Source organism: Erythrobacter sp. S227, from assembly GCF_057364925.1.
In genome coordinates, this window is the sequence record NZ_CP200280.1 from 1225526 (window position 1) to 1245466 (window position 19941).

At 57.3% G+C, this 19941-nt stretch carries 16 protein-coding genes; 6 read left to right on the plus strand and 10 right to left on the minus strand.

Features of this window, described 5'->3' with window-relative positions:
- Positions 1–71: 71 nt before the first annotated feature.
- From alaS to smpB, 7 genes are all read right to left on the minus strand, one after another.
- Positions 72–2729, minus strand: coding sequence for an alanine--tRNA ligase (gene alaS, locus AC0V6Q_RS05875; RefSeq protein WP_486167473.1), 2658 nt, complete (start codon positions 2727–2729; stop codon positions 72–74).
- Positions 2730–3089: 360 nt separating this feature from the next.
- Positions 3090–4145 (minus strand): recombinase RecA, encoded by a 1056-nt coding sequence (gene recA, locus AC0V6Q_RS05880; RefSeq protein WP_486167474.1) that lies wholly within the window; start codon positions 4143–4145, stop codon positions 3090–3092.
- 156 nt (positions 4146–4301) lie between these two features.
- The gene (locus AC0V6Q_RS05885; protein WP_486167475.1) at positions 4302–5993 is read right to left on the minus strand and encodes a DUF4139 domain-containing protein; all 1692 of its coding nucleotides are present in this window, start codon (positions 5991–5993) and stop codon (positions 4302–4304) included.
- A gap of 14 nt (positions 5994–6007) precedes the next feature.
- Positions 6008–7504 (minus strand): DUF4139 domain-containing protein, encoded by a 1497-nt coding sequence (locus tag AC0V6Q_RS05890; RefSeq protein WP_486167476.1) that lies wholly within the window; start codon positions 7502–7504, stop codon positions 6008–6010.
- Positions 7505–7579: 75 nt separating this feature from the next.
- Positions 7580–9955 (minus strand): response regulator, encoded by a 2376-nt coding sequence (locus tag AC0V6Q_RS05895; RefSeq protein WP_486169263.1) that lies wholly within the window; start codon positions 9953–9955, stop codon positions 7580–7582.
- Positions 9956–10255: 300 nt separating this feature from the next.
- Positions 10256–10879, minus strand: coding sequence for a DUF2062 domain-containing protein (locus AC0V6Q_RS05900; protein WP_486167477.1), 624 nt, complete (start codon positions 10877–10879; stop codon positions 10256–10258).
- A gap of 183 nt (positions 10880–11062) precedes the next feature.
- Entirely contained in the window at positions 11063–11545 is a 483-nt protein-coding gene (gene smpB, locus AC0V6Q_RS05905) for an SsrA-binding protein SmpB (RefSeq protein WP_486167478.1), read from the minus strand.
- Positions 11546–11646: 101 nt separating this feature from the next.
- On the opposite strand from smpB, the gene AC0V6Q_RS05910 reads away from it, so the two are divergent.
- A complete protein-coding gene (locus tag AC0V6Q_RS05910) occupies positions 11647–12702 on the plus strand; it encodes a succinylglutamate desuccinylase/aspartoacylase family protein (RefSeq protein WP_486167479.1) in 1056 nt (351 codons plus the stop codon).
- Here the strand turns inward: AC0V6Q_RS05910 and AC0V6Q_RS05915 are convergent.
- Both AC0V6Q_RS05915 and dapA read right to left on the minus strand, forming a co-directional pair.
- On the minus strand, positions 12699–12977 hold the full coding sequence (locus tag AC0V6Q_RS05915) for a hypothetical protein (protein WP_486167480.1): 279 nt from the start codon (positions 12975–12977) through the stop codon (positions 12699–12701). The genes AC0V6Q_RS05910 and AC0V6Q_RS05915 overlap by 4 nt on opposite strands.
- A gap of 224 nt (positions 12978–13201) precedes the next feature.
- A complete protein-coding gene (gene dapA, locus AC0V6Q_RS05920; protein ID WP_486167481.1) occupies positions 13202–14083 on the minus strand; it encodes a 4-hydroxy-tetrahydrodipicolinate synthase in 882 nt (293 codons plus the stop codon).
- 95 nt (positions 14084–14178) lie between these two features.
- On the opposite strand from dapA, the gene AC0V6Q_RS05925 reads away from it, so the two are divergent.
- A complete protein-coding gene (locus tag AC0V6Q_RS05925) occupies positions 14179–16143 on the plus strand; it encodes a lytic transglycosylase domain-containing protein (protein ID WP_486167482.1) in 1965 nt (654 codons plus the stop codon).
- 11 nt (positions 16144–16154) lie between these two features.
- On the plus strand, positions 16155–16637 hold the full coding sequence (greB, locus tag AC0V6Q_RS05930; protein WP_486167483.1) for a transcription elongation factor GreB: 483 nt from the start codon (positions 16155–16157) through the stop codon (positions 16635–16637).
- Here the strand turns inward: greB and AC0V6Q_RS05935 are convergent.
- Positions 16634–17176, minus strand: a complete 543-nt coding sequence (locus AC0V6Q_RS05935; RefSeq protein WP_486167484.1) for an RNA 2'-phosphotransferase — start codon at positions 17174–17176, stop codon at positions 16634–16636. The two genes, greB and AC0V6Q_RS05935, sit on opposite strands and share 4 nt — an antisense overlap.
- Before the next feature lie 51 nt (positions 17177–17227).
- On the opposite strand from AC0V6Q_RS05935, the gene AC0V6Q_RS05940 reads away from it, so the two are divergent.
- From AC0V6Q_RS05940 to AC0V6Q_RS05950, 3 genes are read left to right on the plus strand one after another with little or no spacing between them, the layout of a single operon-like run.
- Entirely contained in the window at positions 17228–17722 is a 495-nt protein-coding gene (locus AC0V6Q_RS05940) for an invasion associated locus B family protein (protein WP_486167485.1), read from the plus strand.
- 36 nt (positions 17723–17758) lie between these two features.
- The gene (gene rlmN, locus AC0V6Q_RS05945) at positions 17759–19009 is read left to right on the plus strand and encodes a dual-specificity RNA methyltransferase RlmN (protein WP_486167486.1); all 1251 of its coding nucleotides are present in this window, start codon (positions 17759–17761) and stop codon (positions 19007–19009) included.
- A gap of 14 nt (positions 19010–19023) precedes the next feature.
- Positions 19024–19941: a hypothetical protein gene (locus tag AC0V6Q_RS05950; protein WP_486167487.1), complete on the plus strand. Its 918-nt coding sequence runs from the start codon at positions 19024–19026 to the stop codon at positions 19939–19941.

The following is a 19941-nucleotide window of genomic DNA, read 5'->3' on the forward strand; positions in this document are numbered from 1 at the left end:
GAAACAAGAGACGAAGAATTGGGTCAGAAAAGTTGAAAAAGCCTGAAATACTGGCTCTTTAATGCGGCGGATTATGCAAGCACAGCTTTCACGGCCGCAATCGCATCGGACGCTTTCGTCCCGTCGGGGCCGCCGCCTTGCGCCATGTCGGGCCGCCCGCCGCCGCCCTTGCCGCCAAGCGCTGCAACACCTGCTTGCACGAGGTCAACCGCGCTAAACCGGTCAGTAAGGTCGTCCGTAACTGCAGCTGCGATACTCGCTTTGCCGTCATTCACCGCAACGATCGCCGCAATGCCGCTGCCCAAACGCTGCTTGGTCTCATCCAGCAACGGGCGAAGCTCTTTGGGGTTGAGCCCTTCGAGGACTTGTCCGCTGAACGCGACGCCGCCAATATCTTCGTCGCTTGAACCCGACGCCTCACCGCTTGATCCGCCGCCGCCAAGGGCAAGCGCTTTCCTGGCTTCCGCCAGTTCTTTCTCAAGCCGCTTGCGCTCTTCCATCAAGGCAGTGATCCGGCCAGGAACCTCTTCGGGAGTTGCCCGGATGACGCTCGCAGCAGACTTGAGCGCTTCCTCACGCGCAACCAGCCATTGGCGAGCGGCATCACCGGTAAGCGCTTCGATCCGGCGCACGCCTGAGGACACCGCGCTTTCCGAGATGATACGGAACAGGCCAATATCGCCGGTCGCTTTCACGTGGGTGCCACCGCATAATTCAACAGAGTAGCTGCGCCCTGACCCGCCTGTGCGGCCCATCGAAAGAACGCGGACTTCGTCGCCATATTTCTCGCCAAACAGCGCTAACGCACCCGCTTCGACCGCGTCATCGGGGCTCATCAGCCGTGTGCTGACTTCCTGATTAGCAAGGATTTCGGCATTCACCTCGGCTTCGATAGCGTTGATGTCTTCAGGCGAAAGCGCCTTGGGGTGCGAGAAGTCAAAGCGCAGGCGATCATCTGCGACAAGCGAACCTTTTTGCGTTACGTGATCCCCAAGCTGACCGCGCAGGGCCGCGTGGACAAGGTGCGTCGCCGAGTGATTGGCGCGAACCTGATTGCGGCGCTTTACATCGACTTCGAGCTGCACATTGTCGCCGACTTTGACCTCACCAGCGGTAATCTTGGTGTGATGCGCGTGAAGGCGGCCGAGCGGTTTGCTGGTGTCGGTGACCTTTGCGGCGAACCCTTCGGGTGTGCTGATCGCGCCGGTGTCGCCGGTTTGACCACCACTCTCGCCATAGAAAGGGGTCTGATTACACAGAATTACAACCTCATCACCTGCCGAAGCGCTTTGCACTTCTGCGCCATCCTTGACGATGGCAACGACGCTGCCCTCGCCTGAGGTCGCAACGTATCCAGTGAACTCGCTGGAACCTTCGCGGTCGGCGATATCGAACCAGATTTCATCAGAAGCCGCCTCGCCGGAACCTTTCCAGGCTGCGCGCGCTGCCTCTTTCTGCCGGGTCATCGCGGCGTCAAAGCCACCGCGATCCACCGCAATGCCGCGTGCACGAAGGGCGTCTTCGGTCAGATCATAAGGGAAACCGTAAGTGTCGTAGAGTTTGAAGGCGGTCTCGCCGTCAAGCTCTCCGCCCTCGCCCATATCGCCGGTTGCTTCGTCGAGGAGTTTCAGACCCTTATCAAGCGTCCTGCGGAACTGGGTTTCCTCGCGAAGGAGCACTTCTTCGATCAGCGCCTGGCCGCGGCCGAGTTCGGGATAGGCCTGCCCCATTTCAGTGACCAGCGATGGAACAAGGCGGTGCATCAAAGGCTCACTTGCCCCCAGCAAATGGGCATGGCGCATCGCGCGGCGCATAATACGGCGCAGCACATAGCCGCGCCCTTCGTTAGACGGGAGCACACCGTCGGCCATAAGGAAAGAAGTCGAACGCAAGTGGTCTGCAATGACACGGTGAGACGCGGTGGTTTCATCCGTTGCAGCAACGCCGGTGAGACCTTCTGACGCTGCGATCAGCGCCTTGAATGTGTCGGTGTCGTAATTGTCGTGAACACCTTGCATCACGGCTGCGATGCGTTCGAGGCCCATTCCCGTATCGATCGAAGGGCTTGGCAAATCCTTACGCGTGCCGTCTGCCTGTTGGTCGAACTGCATGAAAACGAGGTTCCAGATTTCAATGAAACGGTCACCGTCTTCGTCTGGACTTCCGGGAGGGCCGCCGGGAATGTGTGCGCCGTGATCGTAGAAAATTTCAGAGCACGGTCCGCACGGGCCCGTTTCGCCCATCGACCAGAAATTGTCATTGGTGGCGATGCGGATGATACGATCTTCGGGAAGACCCGCAATCTTGCGCCACAGGTCAAAGGCTTCATCGTCGGTGTGATAGACAGTGACCAACAGCTTGTCCGCCGGAATTCCCCATTCGCGGGTCAACAAATTCCAGGCGTTATGGATCGCTTGTTCTTTGAAATAATCGCCAAACGAGAAGTTGCCCAGCATTTCAAAGAATGTGTGGTGACGCGCGGTGTAACCCACATTGTCGAGGTCATTGTGTTTGCCGCCTGCACGGACACATTTTTGCGACGAGGTGGCGCAAGGGCCCGGAGGTGTTTCGAGCCCCGTAAATACGTTCTTGAACGGCACCATCCCTGCGTTCACGAACATGAGCGTTGGATCGTTGTATGGAACGAGCGGTGCACTTGGCACACAAACGTGGCCTTCACCTGCAAAGAAATCGAGGAAGGAGCGACGAATATCGTTTGTTGAAGTCATGCCTGTAGCCGAACCGCTGAATGTTATGGCGTGCAGGTAATCCATGGACCGGAATGCGACAAGCGAAAGCTCATCACTGATTTTCGATCACAGTGTTCAGCTTGGAGGCCAAGTTCCCCGTGGGCACTTTTTGGGACGGCTTTGACTGCGGCCTTGATCCTGCAGTTAACTGTGGCTGGACCTGCAAACGAAAAACCGGTGCAAATCCGCGGTCCGCCCGTGGGGCAAAAAGCGATCTACACCGGTATTCCATGTTTCCGGGCGGCGAGAATTAGGTCCCGCTCTTCTACTGCTCCCATCCAAATCGGGCCATTGGGCCGATCAGGAACATCAGGAGCGCCCGCTTGAGGATGTGAATTCTCAGTCCGCGTCCGGACCGGTCATCATCTCCTCGGCGACCTCATCGGTTTTACCGCGAATGGCGGCTTCCAATTTGTCGCAAACTTCAGGGTTTTCCTTGAGGTAAAGCTTGGAGTTTTCACGCCCCTGGCCAATTCGCACGCTGTCGTAGGAATACCAGCTACCCGATTTTTCAACCACGCCGGCCTTCACACCAAGGTCGAGTATCTCACCAATCTTGGAGATGCCCTCTCCGTACATGATGTCGAATTCGACCTGCTTGAACGGAGGCGCAACTTTGTTCTTCACCACTTTGACGCGGGTCGAGTTACCGATCACCTCGTCGCGGTCTTTGATCTGGCCCGTGCGGCGAATATCAAGACGAACCGAGGCGTAGAACTTGAGCGCGTTACCGCCTGTCGTTGTCTCCGGGTTACCGTACATCACGCCGATTTTCATGCGCAGCTGGTTGATGAAGATCACCATGCACTTTGATCGGTTGATCGAGCCTGTCAGCTTACGCAGCGATTGCGACATAAGGCGTGCCTGAAGGCCAACATGGCTGTCGCCCATTTCGCCTTCGATCTCAGCGCGCGGAACAAGTGCGGCGACCGAATCGACCACCAGAATATCAACCGCATTAGAGCGAACCAGAGTGTCCGTGATCTCGAGCGCTTGTTCGCCGGTATCGGGCTGCGAGACGATCAGTTCGTCAATGTCCACGCCAAGCTTCTTTGCATAGACAGGGTCAAGCGCGTGTTCCGCATCGACAAATGCTGCCGTACCGCCAGCTTTCTGAGCCTCGGCAATGCAATGCAATGCCAGCGTTGTCTTACCAGAGCTTTCTGGGCCATAGACTTCTACCACGCGACCTTTCGGAAGGCCGCCGATGCCAAGCGCGATATCAAGACCAAGCGAACCGGTTGAAATCGATTCAACCTGCATCGCCTCTTTCGAGCCCAGCTTCATCGCTGAACCTTTACCAAAGGCACGGTCAATTTGTTGAAGAGCAGCGTCCAGCGCTTTTTGACGGTCCACGTCTTTTTCCTTGTCTACCAGCTTAAGTTGCGTAGCCATCGCATGCACTCCTTCGCTTGCATAGGTCCGATTAAGTACTTTTAACCGGCCATCTGGGAAAGCTTGATTGCTGCCCCCCTGTAGGAATGCATGTATCCCATTTGTTCCACTAGAACAAGAGGGGAACAGAAATTTTTCAATTATGTCTGAAACGGGCTATTCCGGACGCCTTACTCTCCACCGGACTGTCTGCGTTTCGTGCGGTGCAAGAACAAGTTTGGCGATAACCTTCCCGTCTTTGATTTTGGTTGAGCTACCCGGCCAGCGAATGCGCCACGAACCGGCGCGGCCCAGAACAAGGCGCGCCATAACGCTGTGATCGTTGGTATTGGTGAGTTCGGCTTCGACCTCTTGCCATTTGCTGTCATCGCGTTTTTCATCATAGGCCGCCATTGGCGCGCAGCTTGCGGTGACATGCTGGCTCTGCCCGACATCAAGCTCGATGTCCTGGCCCACCGCATAATCGCGAAGGGAGTTTTCATTCACCAGAAGAGGGCCATGGGAACTGGGCTCGAACAGATTGAACGCCCCTTGGGGAAGGGCAATGCCCAGGCCTTGCTCGGTCTCATTTTCGGTTTGAAGGAAAACTGTGGCTTGCCGAATACCGGCCGGAGGGTTCGGGCGCATCATCGCCTCGGCGGCACAGCCGAGTTCATAGATATAGCGCGCGCTAACCTCATCGCGGTTCAGGAAGGCAATTTGCTTGATCCCTTGCGCGCTGACCGTGACCCGTTCCGGAACACGGTAAAGCTTGAGATCACCCAACTGCTCTTCTGCCGCCTCCATCACTTCGGAACTGATAGAAGCAACAGCCATTGGCGCTTCCATATCTGCTCTGGAACGTCGCTGAGCCGTGACAACGATCATATCGTTACCCTCATAGTTGGCGGCATTATACTTTGAGAGGCCGAGGGGGCCGGCAAACGTTGGAATGGGCGATCCGGCCGCTGTGCTACCAATGGGATAGCAGGACAGGCTCAACGGCTCACCGCGAGGGGGGCTGGCCAGTCCTTCATAGTCGCTCACAACGCTAAGCTCGCCTGCGACCACCAGAAGCTGTGCATCGGCAAAGCTTTGGGCATTGTCATTGAGCACCGTCAGCCAGCTAAGCATCCCCATCTCGAAATCATCCGAGCCACCCTCCTCCTTCAGAGAAGCGATGTAATTGGCCTGCCAGTCGAAGCCCCACGAAAGATAGGTAAGCGTCACTTCATAGGTGCCGCCATTCTCATCGCGTGTGTCGATCGAGAAGACGGGCTGAGCGGACAAACCTTCGGGCACGCGGTCAAAGCCGAGCGTTTCGGCTATTCCCGCGCATCGCACCGCCTCGAAGCCGTTTCCCGTTTGCAGCACCAGACCGCCGTCGGCACGCGTGCGCACAATCGCTTGTTCGGATATGGCCTTTCCGGTTGCCGGATTGGTCCGGGTAATTGTGACCCGGTTGCCCAATGTGCCGTTTACAAGCGCAGCAGGCGACAAAATCTCGGCATTGCGGTTTTTCTCGATCGTGCCGCCGGGCAGGCCGGTCACAATCGCGCTGACCCCGATCATACCTTCCGCGACCCCTTCAAATCGGATCGTGCTTTCGCCTTGGGGCAAGGTGACCTTGCGGGTCTCGCTGATCATAGCAAAGCCGCGGGGGTTGTCCGCATCCATCGCCTGACCTTCAAACCTGTTTGGATTGCGATAGATCGTGACCGACAGATCGCTTGGCGCATCTGCATAGATGACAGTGCGCTGCACCGGCGCGATATCGGACGCAGATTGATCCTGGGCCAGCACTGCCCGCGCCGGCACGAAAGCCAGCACTGCGCCAAAGGCTGCAGTCAGGAGGGAGGAACGCATCATGCGGTGCCCTTTCCTCAGTATCGTGTCTCGTAGACGACCCTTACGACCCGCTTACCCTCGGCAGGCACAGGGACGATCCATTTACGAAGGTCGGCATTGATCTGCTTGCCTTCGACATCCTCGCTGACAATGCGGAAATCATCCGCCCACCAATATCGCATCAGGCCCGATTGGGTCAGATCAACGTCAACCGCTTGCGATTTGGCATTGGTGAGGGTGTAGCGCATGGTTGTTCGGTAAAAGCGTTTGGGACGCTCGACGTCGTACTGACGCGTTACCTCGCCATCCTCTATCACACGGTATCGCGCGGTGCGCTCCCATTCCCTTGATGTAATTGACTCGCGGGATTCGACCTCCGCTTGAACAGTGATGTCAAAAGCAGCGCCCGTTTGAAGCAAGAGCTCACTACCCATAGGCGTATGACCAAGACCGTTCTCGCCGATAAACTGCGGCGTGCCTTGACTGTCGCGCTGATAAAAACGCACCGTACCCGCGGGCAGAGCATCGCCCAGCCCCTGATCACGCGAGGTGGAAAAGGATATGCCGCTTGCGACGTTGATCGGGTTGCTATCATTGGCGAGCCAACCAACATTGCGCGTATAGACCTTGCGTGCAGGCACGCTTTGCACGTCCAGGAAGCTCACCTGCTTTGTTTGGGCGTTGGCGATCGTTGTGCGTTCGGCAATCGGGTAGAGATAAAAGTCACCCAGCCGCTCCCGGTCAGCAGCCTCTGTACCGGGCGAAAGGGTGCTCATGTTGACAGAGCCGCGCCCGCCGCGCCTGTTGCTGACAGGGTCTCCAGCGACCAGCAATGTGTTAGCACGGTGAAAGGTAGTTCCCGTGTTGTTTGTGAGCGTTACCCAGCCCTGCATATCAATCGTGCTGTTCTCTTCATTGAACAAAGCGACGTAATCCGCGCTCCATCCAAGCCCGCTTGACAAATAGCGGATCGAAACAGGGCGCCGTCCCGATCCCGTGCTTTCCAGATTGACGGAGAGCGTTGGCCGCGCGCGCAGGTTTGGCGGCACTTCGTCAAAGATCACACGCACCGGCAGACCATCATCGCGCAAAACCTCGATCCGGTTGCCAATCTGCACCACGACGCCGCCTGCTGTTGAGAGCACCTTGGCACGCTCGCGCGTTTCACGGCCCGTGGCGGGATTTGTACGCAGCAAGGTGACCGTCTCGCCAATGGCCTTGTCCATCAGCTTGCCCGGAGTGAGGAGATCGAAATCGAAATTCTGTTCGATGATCGTGGTTTGCGGAGCGTAAAAGCTCAAGGTCTGCGGGCTTATGCTGGCGGAAACATCGGGCAATTCCACGCGGCTGCGGCCCCTATCGATGTCGATCTGACGCACATCCTGAATAAGCGCGCGATTGGAATTGTAGATCGTGACCGACACATCACCCTGAGAGGTTTCCTCGCCGCTCGCGTTCGTGGTCTGCGACGCTGCTGCGGAACTCAAAAGCGCGCCCGCGCCCGCAGCCAAGAGCCAATGTACCTGTTTCATGCAAACTCCCCATAAACCGAACACAATGCCTGCGATTCTGAGGCTTTATGCCATATGAACGCCCGCCACTTACGACTAATCGGCCTTTTGTGCCCGTGCCTCAGACATAACCATGGCGACCTTATCGGTGATCGCAGCGACGCTAAAGGGTTTGGGCAAAAAGTGCATGTGGGGCACGTCGATGTCTTTACGCAAAGCCTCTTCTGCATAGCCGGACATGAAGAGCACAGGGATCTCAGGATTCAGCTTGCGGATACCGCGCACCATGGCCGGACCATCCATGCCGGGCATAACAACGTCGCTGACAACAATATCGAAGTCGCTGTCGGCTTCAAAGGCTTCCAGTCCGTCCTCGCCATCGCTGCATGCTGTGATCTGATAACCGGCCCTTACAAGAGCGCGTTCGGCAACGGCGCGCACCATATCTTCGTCTTCGACCAGCAGGACCCTGCCCCCAGCCGACCATTCGGACGAGGTTTCGGGTGCTTCGACCTTGCGCCTTTGAGGCGCTTCGCCTGCGTGCACTGGCAAATAAATGGTGAAGCGCGCGCCCATTGGCCGGCCCGAAGTGTTTGTCACATTGTCAGCAAAGATAAAGCCGCCGGTTTGCTTGACGATCCCGTAAACGGTCGAAAGGCCAAGCCCCGTGCCCTTGCCAAGCTCCTTGGTCGTAAAGAATGGCTCAAACAGTTTTGGCAGGACCTCGGTAGGGATACCGCCGCCATTGTCCTGCACGATCAGGACCGTGTAGTCTGCAGCTGGCAAAATCTCCGAACCGAACTTGACCACCTCGTGCGATTTAACGCTGCGGGTGAGTAGCGAAATGCGCCCCTGGACATTCTCTTTGCTGGTGCGGCCATGAGCGCCATTGGTGTTAATCGCATCTCGCGCGTTCACGGCCAGATTCATAATGACCTGCTCAAGCTGCTGCGGGTCGGCGCGCACTTGGCCAAGGTTGCGGTCATGTTGGACGTGATAGTCGATCTTCTCACCCAGAAGTCGCTTGATAAGAGGACCAACCTCGCTGATCACATCGGGCAATTGCAGGATCTCTGGCCGCAAGGTTTGCTGACGTGAGAAGGCGAGCAATTGGCGGGTCAATGCAGCCGCACGGTTCGAGTTCGCGCGGATTTGCTGAATATCGTCATAGTCGCTGTCGCCTGGCGTATGGCGCAGCAGCATAAGATCGCATGTCCCGATGATCGCAGTCAGGACATTGTTAAAGTCGTGCGCAACGCCGCCTGCCAGTTGACCGACCGCCTGCATTTTCGTGGCCTGTGCAACCTGACGTTTAAGCTGTGTCTCTTCCGAACTGTCAGCAAGGCTGAGCAGAACGGCTGCCTCACCAAGCCCGCGAACGCCTGCAAGCCCCATTGATACAGGCTCATCAGGCTGCGAACTTAGCCGAACAGCCATGTCGCCTCTCGACGCGGGTCCACGGCCATAGCGGCGCACAGCATCGGAAAGCGGGGTTTTGTCTTCGCGCACGACAAGGTCTGTCGGGAAGGCTGGCAATTCACCCTCGCCTCTGCCGACTGATCGCAGGAATGCTTCATTGCCAAACAAGAACCGCCCGTCGCGGTCGGTCATCGCAAGGCCCAGTGGCAATTGCGCCAAAAGCGCCTCAAGCTGGGCAACGCCGGCCTGCGCCGATCCATCCCAACCGCTTCCGACACCAACGCCGCTGTCCACCAACAGCATCAGGGTCGCACCGTCTTCCGGTGATGGAGCAGTGCCAGCAAGCGGAGCCTCCGACAAAGGCACATCAATCAAAGTCTGCGGCGTTCCACTGCGCCCTTCGCGGGCGAAGAAGATGCGTTCGCGCTCATCGGCGCGAAGGAAAGACACAAACGACTGACCCACCAAGGTTGCGGCGGGATCTCCGACCGCCCTTTCGGCAAAGCCTGCACCAACACTGCGGATGGTTCCGTCAGGACCTGTGATAGCTGCCTCAATGCCAGCCCGGCTCAGGATGCCGCTGAGTGGACCGGAAAGATCAACCTGTAATGCTTCGCTAGCGGTCGGAACAATCTTGCGCGTCAGGCGCCAGATGAGGTGATCATCACCGCGCCCGGCCCGCGTCGCGCGAACACCCCAACTGCGCAGGCTGCTGTCGACAAACTCTTCAATCACCGCTTCGCCATCACGCCAGGCAGCTCGGGCGGCACGGTTGATATCTTCCAATGCCGGACGCTCGGCATCAAGCATGGGAGGCGCCGCCTGAGTACCGAAGGCTGCAAGGAAGGTTTTGTTCGCGCACACCAGCCTGTTGGCTCTGTCGGTGATTGCTATCGCTTGGGGAACAGCGTCGTTCCCCGTTTCAATGGCGGCAACTGTGACCGACCAATCGGGCGTCGCGATTTCCGCTTGTTCCGTAACGCCGGTAAATCGTTCAGCCGCAAATGCGCCAAGCAATAATACGATCAGCCCGCCGATATAGACCCCAGCCATTACCGGACTGGACGTGACGGCAAAGATCAGAGCAGCGCTCAACAAAAGTGCGGCCCCAACTGCTGCAAGCAGAAGCCTGTTTGGTTTCTCAGATGGCAGTTGCGTGGGCAGTTGGGTGGAAGGGGCAAGACCTTTCGCAGGTCCAGCGGGGGGACCTGACACGGGATTTTTGTCGATTTGTGCAGATGTGCCGTCCACGCTTTTGCCAGCCACGCCTTTCCCGATCACGCTCTTGATAGTCTCAATCCCGATCAAACCCGCCCACTTGGGGTCGGCGTCTATCTCGTCTGGTCAAGACTATTACTTCGAGCCGTGCTCAGGGTCGAGGCTTGCTGTCTCAAGATTAAGGCGTTTTGCCCGTTTGCGTGCAACTTTCCGGCCCACAATGAAGCGCCAGATCCAGCCAGCCGCCAGATAACCCACCGATGACGTCACAACGGCAAGCACAAAAAAGCCCACCACGGTGACGCCTGCCACCTGAAACGCATCAACGATGTAAACCCACCAACTGCTATCGGCCTGCGTCATCACCATTTCGGTCGCGGTGGCATCAATGCGCAGGATGAAATTGCCGACCCGGTTCGCTACCACTGCCCAAAAAGCAATGGTGAACGGATTTGTCACGAATGTGACCGCAGCAGCGAGAGGCACATTTGCCCGCGCTGGCCACGCAAGAAATGCCGCCAGAAAAATCTGGCCCACAGGGATAATGAACGCTGCGAACAAACCCAAGGCCACACCGCGGGGAACCGACCGGCGGGTAAAGCGCCACAATTCCGGGTTGAGAAAACGGTGACCAATAGGTGCCAAATATCTGTTCTTAGCCATTTCCTCACGGCTTGGCATAGTGCGGCCAAGGCGATGCTTCATCCAAATCCAGGGATTGGGAAAGAAGCCGGGAGATGATGGTGAATGCACGCTCATTTACACAACCGCCTTCCGCAAGCACGCAAGAGCGCTGCAGAGCGATGGCTGTAAAGAGATGTGTGTTCCACCATGATCACTCATATGGGTAGCACAGGTCATCTGACCAATGGGTGAATTAGAATAGCGACAAAATTACTTTGTTTTGCGTCAAGATGATGACCGCTGGCGTGAAAAGCGACCTTAAGACCGCTCTCGCATTAGGCGCGCCTTGTCCCGCTTCCAATCCCGATCTTTGACACTGGCGCGTTTGTCGTGAGCCTGCTTGCCCTTTGCAAGTGCCAACTCCACCTTCGCGCGACCTGTGCGGTTAAAATAGATCGAGAGCGGAACAATCGTCATGCCTTTGCGCTCGACCGCGCCAAAGAGCTTGTTGATCTCTCGCTCGTGAAGGAGCAATTTGCGCGGACGCTTAGGTTCGTGGTTCAACCTGTTGCCGTGGCTGTATTCAGGAAGATTGGCATTCACGAGCCAAACCTCGCCATCGCGAACCTCGGCATAGCTTTCCGCAATCGTCGCCTGACCTGCGCGCAGAGCTTTCACCTCGGTGCCTTGCAGCGCGAGGCCTGCCTCAAACTTGTCCTCGATATGATAATCAAACCGCGCACGGCGATTTTCTGCGACGACTTTGTGCTTGTCGAAAGTTTCGGGTTTAGGACGTGCCATGGTGGGGTGGCAGATAGGCTCACACTTCTCGCTTGCCAAGCTGCGTAATTGAAGCGCAGTGAACGCCAAGCAAAATATCAACGGCATGAAGGCCCTTTGAATTGACCAGTTTTACTATAGGCGGCGAGACGGTTTCGACCGGAAGCGAGGCCGACATCGGCTTGCCGATTACGACCATGGCGACCGGCTATAACTCGCAGCTCGCCGTGCGCGTTCTGCATGGCGCAAAACCGGGGCCAACTGTCTTTATAAGCGGTGCGATCCATGGCGACGAGCTTAACGGCACCGCCATAATCCAGAGACTTGCAGCCCATCTGGACGCAAAAGAGCTAGCGGGCACGCTGATGCTGGTGCCGGTTACCAACATTTTCGGCTTCCTCAATCACAACCGCTATCTGCCCGACCGGCGTGATCTGAATCGCTCTTTTCCCGGCAGTGCAAACGGATCGCTTGCGGGCCAGGTTGCCAATGTCTTTTTCAATGAGGTTGTGAGCCGCGCCTCGCTTGGCATTGATATCCATACCGCTGCAATTCACCGCTACAACCTGCCTCAAATCCGCATCGCCGCAGGAAATCCGCGACTGGCAGAGCTCGCCAAAGCTTTCGCCGCGCCCGTTATAATCGAAAGCCCTCTGCGCGATGGTTCCTTGCGCGCGCTTGCTGCCAAAGAGGGCGTTGATATGCTTTTGATGGAAACCGGCGAAGCGCTGCGGTTTGATCGCTTTTCCATTGAAACGGGCGTCACCGGTATCAAGCGCGTTCTTGCTCACCTCGGGATGATCGAGCTTGATGAAGATGTGCCGCCAGCCACACCCTCTGCGCGCTCCAAGAAAACGCAATGGGTCCGCTCCCCGCGCGGCGGAGTATCCCACAGGGCCTGCAAGTCAGGCGATGCGGTTAGGAAAGGCGACTTGCTGGCGGCTGTGTCCGGCCTTTTCGGTGAGGAGCCAGAGGAGCTTGTGAGCCCGATTGACGGTATCATCATCGGCCACGCCACCCTGCCCGTCGTGCACCAGGGCGACGCGATGTTTCATATCGCGCAGGTCGAAAATCCGGAAAACGTAGGCGCGCAGATCGAAACCTTGAGCGATGCGATCTATTCAGGCGAACCCGAAGGCTTTGCCGAAGCGCTCTTGGACGAGGACGAAGTGCTTTAGTCGCTGCGTCCGGTCAGGAAACGAAAGACCCGTTTCCAAAAGCGCGCCTCAATCAGCAAAAGCTTGACTACAGGCGCGGGTATTCCCTGCTTCACCAACTCTTCTTCTTTGGGCTCTGAACCATACAAATAGCGCATGAGCGCAACGAAGGCGGCGAGCTCGATAAAAATAATGACAGGCAGCACTGTCCATCGGAGCCAATTAAGAAACGGGAGCACTTGGCCAGTGCCCTCTGGCATAAGCCAAGCCGCATAGCTGAATTCCTGCTGCGCCAAGAGCAAGCGAACGCAAAATGGCTGCTCTGGGCGGAACGCGGGAACGCAAAAACACGAAATACAACAGCGGCAATAGAAGGGCGAAGTCGAGCAGGAAAACCCGCTCTGTTATAATCGGATCAGCTGCAGTCTCAGGAGTTAGGGACAATTGCCAAGCTGCAAAAACGCATGGGACCAAGAGCCAATAAAACCACGTATTCGAAAATGCTCTAATCATATCGACCTCAAACCAGCCCAGCATGCTCAAGCGCTGAATCGACCGCTTCGCGCGAGGCGTCTGAAGCCTCGACAATCGGCAAGCGGACGGAAGGCGAGAACCAGTCGTGCACGCGGCTTAGCGCATATTTCACAGGTGCAGGGCTCGCATCAGAGAACATTGCATAGTGCAGGGGAAACAGGCGGTCATTCAGCTCGCGCGCGCGTTTAAGCTCGTTATTGTTGATCGCCTCCTGGAATTCCGCACACAGAGCCGGCGCAACATTGGCGGTCACCGAAATTGCGCCCCTGCCCCCTGCGGCATTGTGCGGCAGCCACAGTTCATCATTGCCTGAAAGCTGGCAGAAATCGCGGCCAATGCCCATGCGGTGATCGGCCACCCGGCTCAAATCGCCGCTGGCATCCTTGATCGCAACAATTTGCTCAGGGTATTTCTTGACGAGTTCTACGACGGTTTCGTCTTCAATGTCCGTCACAGTGCGGCTCGGCACGTTGTATAGAACAATCGGCAGGTCGCAGGTTTCCGCCAAATAGCTGAAATGCGCGATCAGTCCCGCCTGGCTTGGCCGGTTGTAATAAGGCGCCACACACAGTCCCGCCGCCGCGCCCGCTTTCTTGGCAAAGTTCATGTGCAAGGCGGCATTGCGCGTGTCATTCGACCCGCAACCTGCGATCACTGGCACCCGGCCCGCGGCCTGTTCAATGCAAACTTCGATCACTCGGTGATGCTCTGCATTGGAAAGTGTCGACGCCTCGCCCGTGGTCCCGCAAGGCACCAAAGCAGAGCTGCCGTTTTCGATTTGCCAATCGACAAGTTTGCGAAAAGCGCTCTCGTCAAACGATCCGTCGCGAAAAGGAGTCGCTAGAGCGGGAATGGAGCCGCTGAACATTGTAATAATCCTGTATTGAACAATAGTCTTGAAATTGGTTGAAGGGGCGTCAACCACCCTCTCGTTCAGCGCCTACTAAGGAGCCCAGCGGCATTATGTCCAGCATGGTCAGAAATTTGCTTACATCACCCATTGCCTTGGCAGCTCTTGCAGCGTGTTCAATCGGAGCGCTTTCCACCCCGTCTTCGGCCCAAATGGGCGAAGGAAACCAGCGCGGAAATATGGTCGCGGGCCAGCCACAGTTTGCAGGCGCGGCGATTGCGCGGTGGGAACAATTGCAGGGCGACGGCACCTACACTTTCGGAACCTATGCGGGCTTTGCGCTCAAATATCCCGATTTCCCGCGGATGGAGATTATTCGCAGCAAAGCGGAAAGCCGGTTGGATGAAGAAGCGCCCTCACAGGCCGATATCCTCGCCTTTTTCGACATGCATGCGCCGCTCACCAACGCTGGGCGCGCGCGTTACGCTCTTTCGCTTGCAGGTGCTCAGCGTGCTGACGCGTTTGATGTCGCGCGCGAAGCATGGCGCGGCGGCCAAATGTCGGGACCAACAGAGGCGTATCTGACCGGGCTTTATGGATCGCGCTTTACGCCGGAAGATCACGCAGCCCGTATTGACGCTTTGCTTTGGCAGGGCGAGGCAGAGGCGGTTGAGCGCAATTTGATCAATCTTGATCCTGCCATGCGCGATATGGCTTTGGCGCGGCTTGCTCTTGTGCGCGGGTCCACACCGTCGGCGGCAGGTCTTACGATCCCTGCTAGCGCGATGAATGACGCGGGCTATGTTTATAATCTGGCGAGCTATTACCTCAAACGCGGGGACCGCGCGTCTGCGATCAACCTGCTGAAAAATCGCCCACAATTTGCCTCCCCCGCGTTCAATGCGGAGGATTTGGTCGGCGTCATGTTGACCAGCGCCGAAGCGGCAAATGTTGCCGACACGGTACGGATCGCCAGCAAGATCGATGACCTATTTGCGCCAGGAACAGACATATCCAAAGGCTCTTTCCGCCTGCGTGATCGTTACACCGACCTTATGTGGAAGGGCGGCACCAACGCCCTATGGCGCATGGGTAGTGGCGCGACCGCAGCGCCGATGTTCGACCGATATGGCGATGCAGCGCGAACCCCTCTGACGAAATCGAAAGGCTATTTCTGGGCAGGCCGCGCCGCACGCCAGGCCGGACTCACGGCAGATGCGCAGGCCTATTTTGAGAAGGCTGCCGAGTATCCGCACTATTATTACGGACAGCTTGCCCTTGGCGCTTTGGGCCGTCCGATGCCGACCTTTGCCCAGCTTCCAGCAGTCAATTGGGATGAGGCAAAACGCGTCGAATTTGAGGCGCGTCCACTGGTGAAAGCCATCCGCTCCATCGCGAGCAATCGTCAAAAATGGCAAACCGAGCGCCGTTTCTTCCAAGCCATCGGTGCAAGTGCAAAAACACCGGAAGATGTCGCAATGTACGCGCAGCTTGCCGAACAAACGGCTCTGCCTGAAATGGCTGTTGTCCTTGGCATGGAAGCAGGCGCCAGCGGCATTAAGGGCGTTGAGCGTGCAGGTTTCCCCATCGTTCCAACCCCGCGTGTCAACGATTGGACCATGGTTCACGCCATTGCCCGTCAGGAAAGCGAGTTTGATCGCACCCGCAAAAGCCACGCGAACGCGATTGGCATGATGCAACTTCTGCGCAGCACCGCGCGCGAAGAGGCGGGCATTCTCGGCATTCAGTATATGAGCGCTTCGCTGACAGAAGACCCGCTCTACAACATCACTTTGGGCGATGCTCACTTCTCACGGCGGATGGACCTTTATCGGGGCGCATATCCGCTTGCGATTGCGTCTTACAACGCAGGTCCAGGGCGTGTGCGCCAATGGGTGCGTCTCAACGGCGACCCACGCAATGGTGGCATCGATTGGGTCGAATGGATCGAGAAGATCCCGGCGAATTTCGAGACCCGTTATTACGTGATGCGCGTCATCGGCAATGCGGTCACATATTCGCATATGTATCCAGATGAGGCCGGCCTTCCGCGAACTGTCGATCGCTTCCTGCCCTAAGGTCAGCTTCCATGGCGAGTAAGCCGGGCCCGCCCATCACGCCTGAAGGCATGGCGTCCTTAAAGGCGCGCTATGACCATTTGCTGGGCAAGGAACGACCCGAGATCGTAGAGATCGTCAGCTGGGCAGCCGGAAACGGCGACCGCAGCGAGAACGGCGACTATCTCTATGGTCGAAAGCGTATGCGCGAAATTGACCGCGAGCTTGGCTATCTCTCACGCCGGATGAAGGCGTGCCGCGTGGTTGATCCGTCCGAGCAACCCGACAAGGCCCGTGTTTTCTTTGGCGCCCGGGTAGAGCTTGCCGATGAGGACGATGAACGCATGACGGTTCAGATTGTTGGCGATGACGAACAGGACGCTGGCAAGGGGCGCATCGGGTGGTCTTCGCCCATCGCTAAGGCCCTCAAAGGCGCATCGGTTGGGGATTGCCGGACGGTAAAGCTTCCCGGAGGCCTCAAAGAGTGGGAAGTGATGGCGGTTAGCTATGACTAGGCGCGCCTAAAAAAGCGCGGCGGAACCGCGTCCACCAGCCACACGCCATTGGCCGAGAGATAGAACTCAAAACCCGCCTCCACCATGGCTGCCGCGTCGATTGCCAAGATCACTGGCTTGCCCCGCCGCCCGCCAACTGTGTTCGCGGTTTCAAGGTCTGGCGATAGGTGAACGTGATGGCGGTTTCGCTTGGTCAGCCCTTCCGCCTCGATCGCCTCCATAAATTTCTCGACCGTCCCGTGGTACAAGATCGTTGGAGGATCAGCGCGCTCCCATGAGCCTTCGACAGCTATCGAGTGCCCCTGCCGCGCTCTGATCTGAGCTTGGTCGGGTGAGAACTCAAAGCGCTTCTTGTCATTCTCCTCAACCACTCGGGTGAGCAGAGCGAGGTCGGTGGCAAGGCCCTTCTTTTCCAAAGCGCCGAGGACCGCGCCAACATCGGCCCAACCTTCCGCATTAAGCGTAATTCCGCCTTTCTCAGGCGCATGACGCAGCCAATAGGACAGCGCCTTTGATCGTTTCTTCAAAGTATCAGACATAATGGTTTGGCGGTTGCATATTCGTTTAAGAGCGGCAATCTAAGCAGTGTGATGCACACTCGAATTGCGCTTCTATGCTGCCTTCTGGCAACTGCCACGCTCCCTCTGGCTGCCCCCGCCGCTGCACGCGACAGCCTTGGCGTCTATTCCAATTGGGCAGCGTTTCGCGATGACACCCCCTCGCGCTGCTACGCCATTGCAAAGCCGCGTTCCGGGTCAGCTGGTCCCTTCGCAAGTGTCGCCACCTGGCCGGACAAGGGCCTTCGCGGACAGGTCTACTTTCGTCTGTCACGCGAAACGGGGGAGGATGCAAGCGCAACCCTTACCATCGGTGACAAGAAATTCGAGCTGGTCACCCAAGGCCGCAATGCGTGGGCCGCGAATAACAGTGTTGATGCCGGCATCATCGCCGCAATGCGTTCAGCATCGCGCATGACGGTCGCTGCTCGTGGCAGCAATGGTGCGCGTTTTTCCGACCGATACAGTTTGACTGGTGCCGCCACTGCGATGGATGCAAGCGTCGTCGGCTGCGCAAGTAGAAGCTGACAAACCGCGCGCGCACGCTTATATGCGCCACCAACCATGGCAGATACGAACCTAATGACAATTCCCGGACAGGTGGATCCGGTTCCCGTCGCGCGTGATATCACGCCCCGCGAGGATGGTCGTATCGACCTTATGGGCGTCTCCCGTCCCCGCATCCGCGAGATTTTTGCCGAAGCTGGCCTTGATGCGAAGCAGGCGAAGCTGCGTTCCAAACAGGTGTATCACTGGATTTATCACCGCGGCGTCACCGATTTTGACGCGATGACCGATATTTCCAAGGCGATGCGCCCGTGGCTTTCCCAGAGGTTTGTGATCGGTCGTCCAAATGTGGTCGAGGCTCAGCATTCATCTGACGGCACGCGCAAATGGCTGCTGCAAACCGATGATGGCCACGATTTCGAGATGGTTTTTATTCCTGATGCAGATCGCGGAACGCTGTGTGTGTCTTCTCAAGTAGGCTGCACATTGAACTGCACTTTCTGCCACACCGGTACCATGCGTCTTGTGCGCAACCTTACCCCTGGTGAAATCGTGGGTCAGGTTATGCTTGCCCGTGATGCTCTGGGCGAATGGCCCAAAGGCGTGATGGACGGCCTCGATGAGGCGGAGGATGCTGGTGACTACACGTCTGACGGCCGCCTGCTCACCAACATCGTGATGATGGGCATGGGCGAGCCGCTCTATAACTTCGACTATGTGCGCGACGCGTTGAAACTGGTGATGGATGGCGAGGGTCTTGCTCTGTCAAAGCGCCGGATCACTCTGTCCACCAGCGGAGTTATCCCGGCGATGGAGCGCTGCGGTGAGGAGATCGGCGTCAATCTCGCGGTTTCACTCCATGCGGTAAACAAGGAAGTGCGCGACGAGATCGTGCCCTTGAACAAGAAGTACGGGATCGAAGACCTGCTACAGGCATGTGCCGATTATCCCGGAGCCTCCAACGCGCGGCGGATCACGTTTGAATATGTGATGCTCAAAGACAAGAACGACTCAGATGAAGACGCGCATGAGCTTGTCCGTCTTCTCAAAAAGTTCAATTTGCCCGCCAAGGTAAACCTGATCCCGTTCAACCCGTGGCCGGGCGCGGAATATGAATGCTCGACGCCGGAACGGATCAAGGCGTTTAGCGACATCGTCTTCGAAGGCGGCATCAGCGCGCCTGTGCGTACTCCGCGAGGGCGCGATATTGATGCAGCGTGCGGGCAACTCAAGACAGCCGCGCAGAAGAAGTCTCGTGCTGAAAGAGACCGCGAAGAAGCGGCCCTGAGGGAAAACACAACCAGTTAGAAAAGGGCGCAATGATGACCACCCAGATCGACCGAGCAATGGCCATCATAACAAACGCCCAGCGGCGCATTAACGCGCATCTGCTTGAGGAATTTGGCGAGGAAGACGACGAAGGAAACTTCGATCCATCCAGCCTTCCACGCACCGGTTGGTTTATCGACAACGATCATGCGCGGCTGAGTGCGTCTCATCTCGGAGATATGCTGGCGCTCGAATATTACGGGCCCGACTATGCACAAGGCTGGGATGAATTTCTGGCTGTGCTGCGCGAGCGCGACGTGGCCGAAACCTTGGGTAGTCTGCGCATCGGCGGACCCGATCAGGGCGCCAATGGCTCACGGACATACAATTTCGAAGAAGTGCTAGAAAGCGGTGTCACCTTTCCAGTCCTGAGCACTTTGTGGATCAGGACCACGGACCCGGGCGATCACAATTTCTCATCTGTTGAAGAGGGCCAGCTTGAGCGGCTCATTTCAGCCATGCCCAATTTGCAATTGCTCTGCGTGCCTCAACCGCTTGACCTTGAACAGCTTCACGCGCCGCTGGAAAAACTTGAGCACCTGACTTGCGGGTCGGCCTTCCAACATCACAATTTCATTCAGCGTTTGTCGAAGAGTGACCTTTTCCCCGCACTTACGTTTCTTGATTTCGGGGACTCGCTTGAGCCTTGGAATTCCATCAACGCCCCTCAAGAAGGTGATTTTAGCGCCACATCCTCTTCTGCTTATGAGCAGTTAGCCGCCTCGGAAAACGGCGCGCGCATGTGGGGTATGCGGCTGCGAAACGCCCGGCTTAGCAAGGCAGAGTATCAGCGACTGCAAGCGATCAGGCCAGACTGGCAGTTGAGTGTCGTTCTCGCCCCGCCCCATGTCTATGTGTCGCATTGGGATAAGACGGATTTCCCTTACGAGCACCTTCTGGTCGAAAAATAG

What these genes read in the sequence shown, in the direction of transcription:
- AC0V6Q_RS05935 (WP_486167484.1), bottom strand. Translation starts at nt 17,176, where the DNA reads ATGTCTGATACTTTGAAGAAACGATCAAAGGCGCTGTCCTATTGGCTG.
- dapA (WP_486167481.1), bottom strand. Translation starts at nt 14,083, where the DNA reads ATGTTCAGCGGCTCCATTCCCGCTCTAGCGACTCCTTTTCGCGACGGA.
- AC0V6Q_RS05885 (WP_486167475.1), bottom strand. Translation starts at nt 5,993, where the DNA reads ATGATGCGTTCCTCCCTCCTGACTGCAGCCTTTGGCGCAGTGCTGGCT.
- AC0V6Q_RS05900 (WP_486167477.1), bottom strand. Translation starts at nt 10,879, where the DNA reads ATGAGCGTGCATTCACCATCATCTCCCGGCTTCTTTCCCAATCCCTGG.
- AC0V6Q_RS05950 (WP_486167487.1), top strand. Translation starts at nt 19,024, where the DNA reads ATGACCACCCAGATCGACCGAGCAATGGCCATCATAACAAACGCCCAG.
- AC0V6Q_RS05925 (WP_486167482.1), top strand. Translation starts at nt 14,179, where the DNA reads ATGTCCAGCATGGTCAGAAATTTGCTTACATCACCCATTGCCTTGGCA.
- AC0V6Q_RS05890 (WP_486167476.1), bottom strand. Translation starts at nt 7,504, where the DNA reads ATGAAACAGGTACATTGGCTCTTGGCTGCGGGCGCGGGCGCGCTTTTG.
- smpB (WP_486167478.1), bottom strand. Translation starts at nt 11,545, where the DNA reads ATGGCACGTCCTAAACCCGAAACTTTCGACAAGCACAAAGTCGTCGCA.
- greB (WP_486167483.1), top strand. Translation starts at nt 16,155, where the DNA reads ATGGCGAGTAAGCCGGGCCCGCCCATCACGCCTGAAGGCATGGCGTCC.
- alaS (WP_486167473.1), bottom strand. Translation starts at nt 2,729, where the DNA reads ATGACTTCAACAAACGATATTCGTCGCTCCTTCCTCGATTTCTTTGCA.
- rlmN (WP_486167486.1), top strand. Translation starts at nt 17,759, where the DNA reads ATGGCAGATACGAACCTAATGACAATTCCCGGACAGGTGGATCCGGTT.
- recA (WP_486167474.1), bottom strand. Translation starts at nt 4,145, where the DNA reads ATGGCTACGCAACTTAAGCTGGTAGACAAGGAAAAAGACGTGGACCGT.
- AC0V6Q_RS05940 (WP_486167485.1), top strand. Translation starts at nt 17,228, where the DNA reads ATGCACACTCGAATTGCGCTTCTATGCTGCCTTCTGGCAACTGCCACG.
- AC0V6Q_RS05895 (WP_486169263.1), bottom strand. Translation starts at nt 9,955, where the DNA reads ATGGCTGGGGTCTATATCGGCGGGCTGATCGTATTATTGCTTGGCGCA.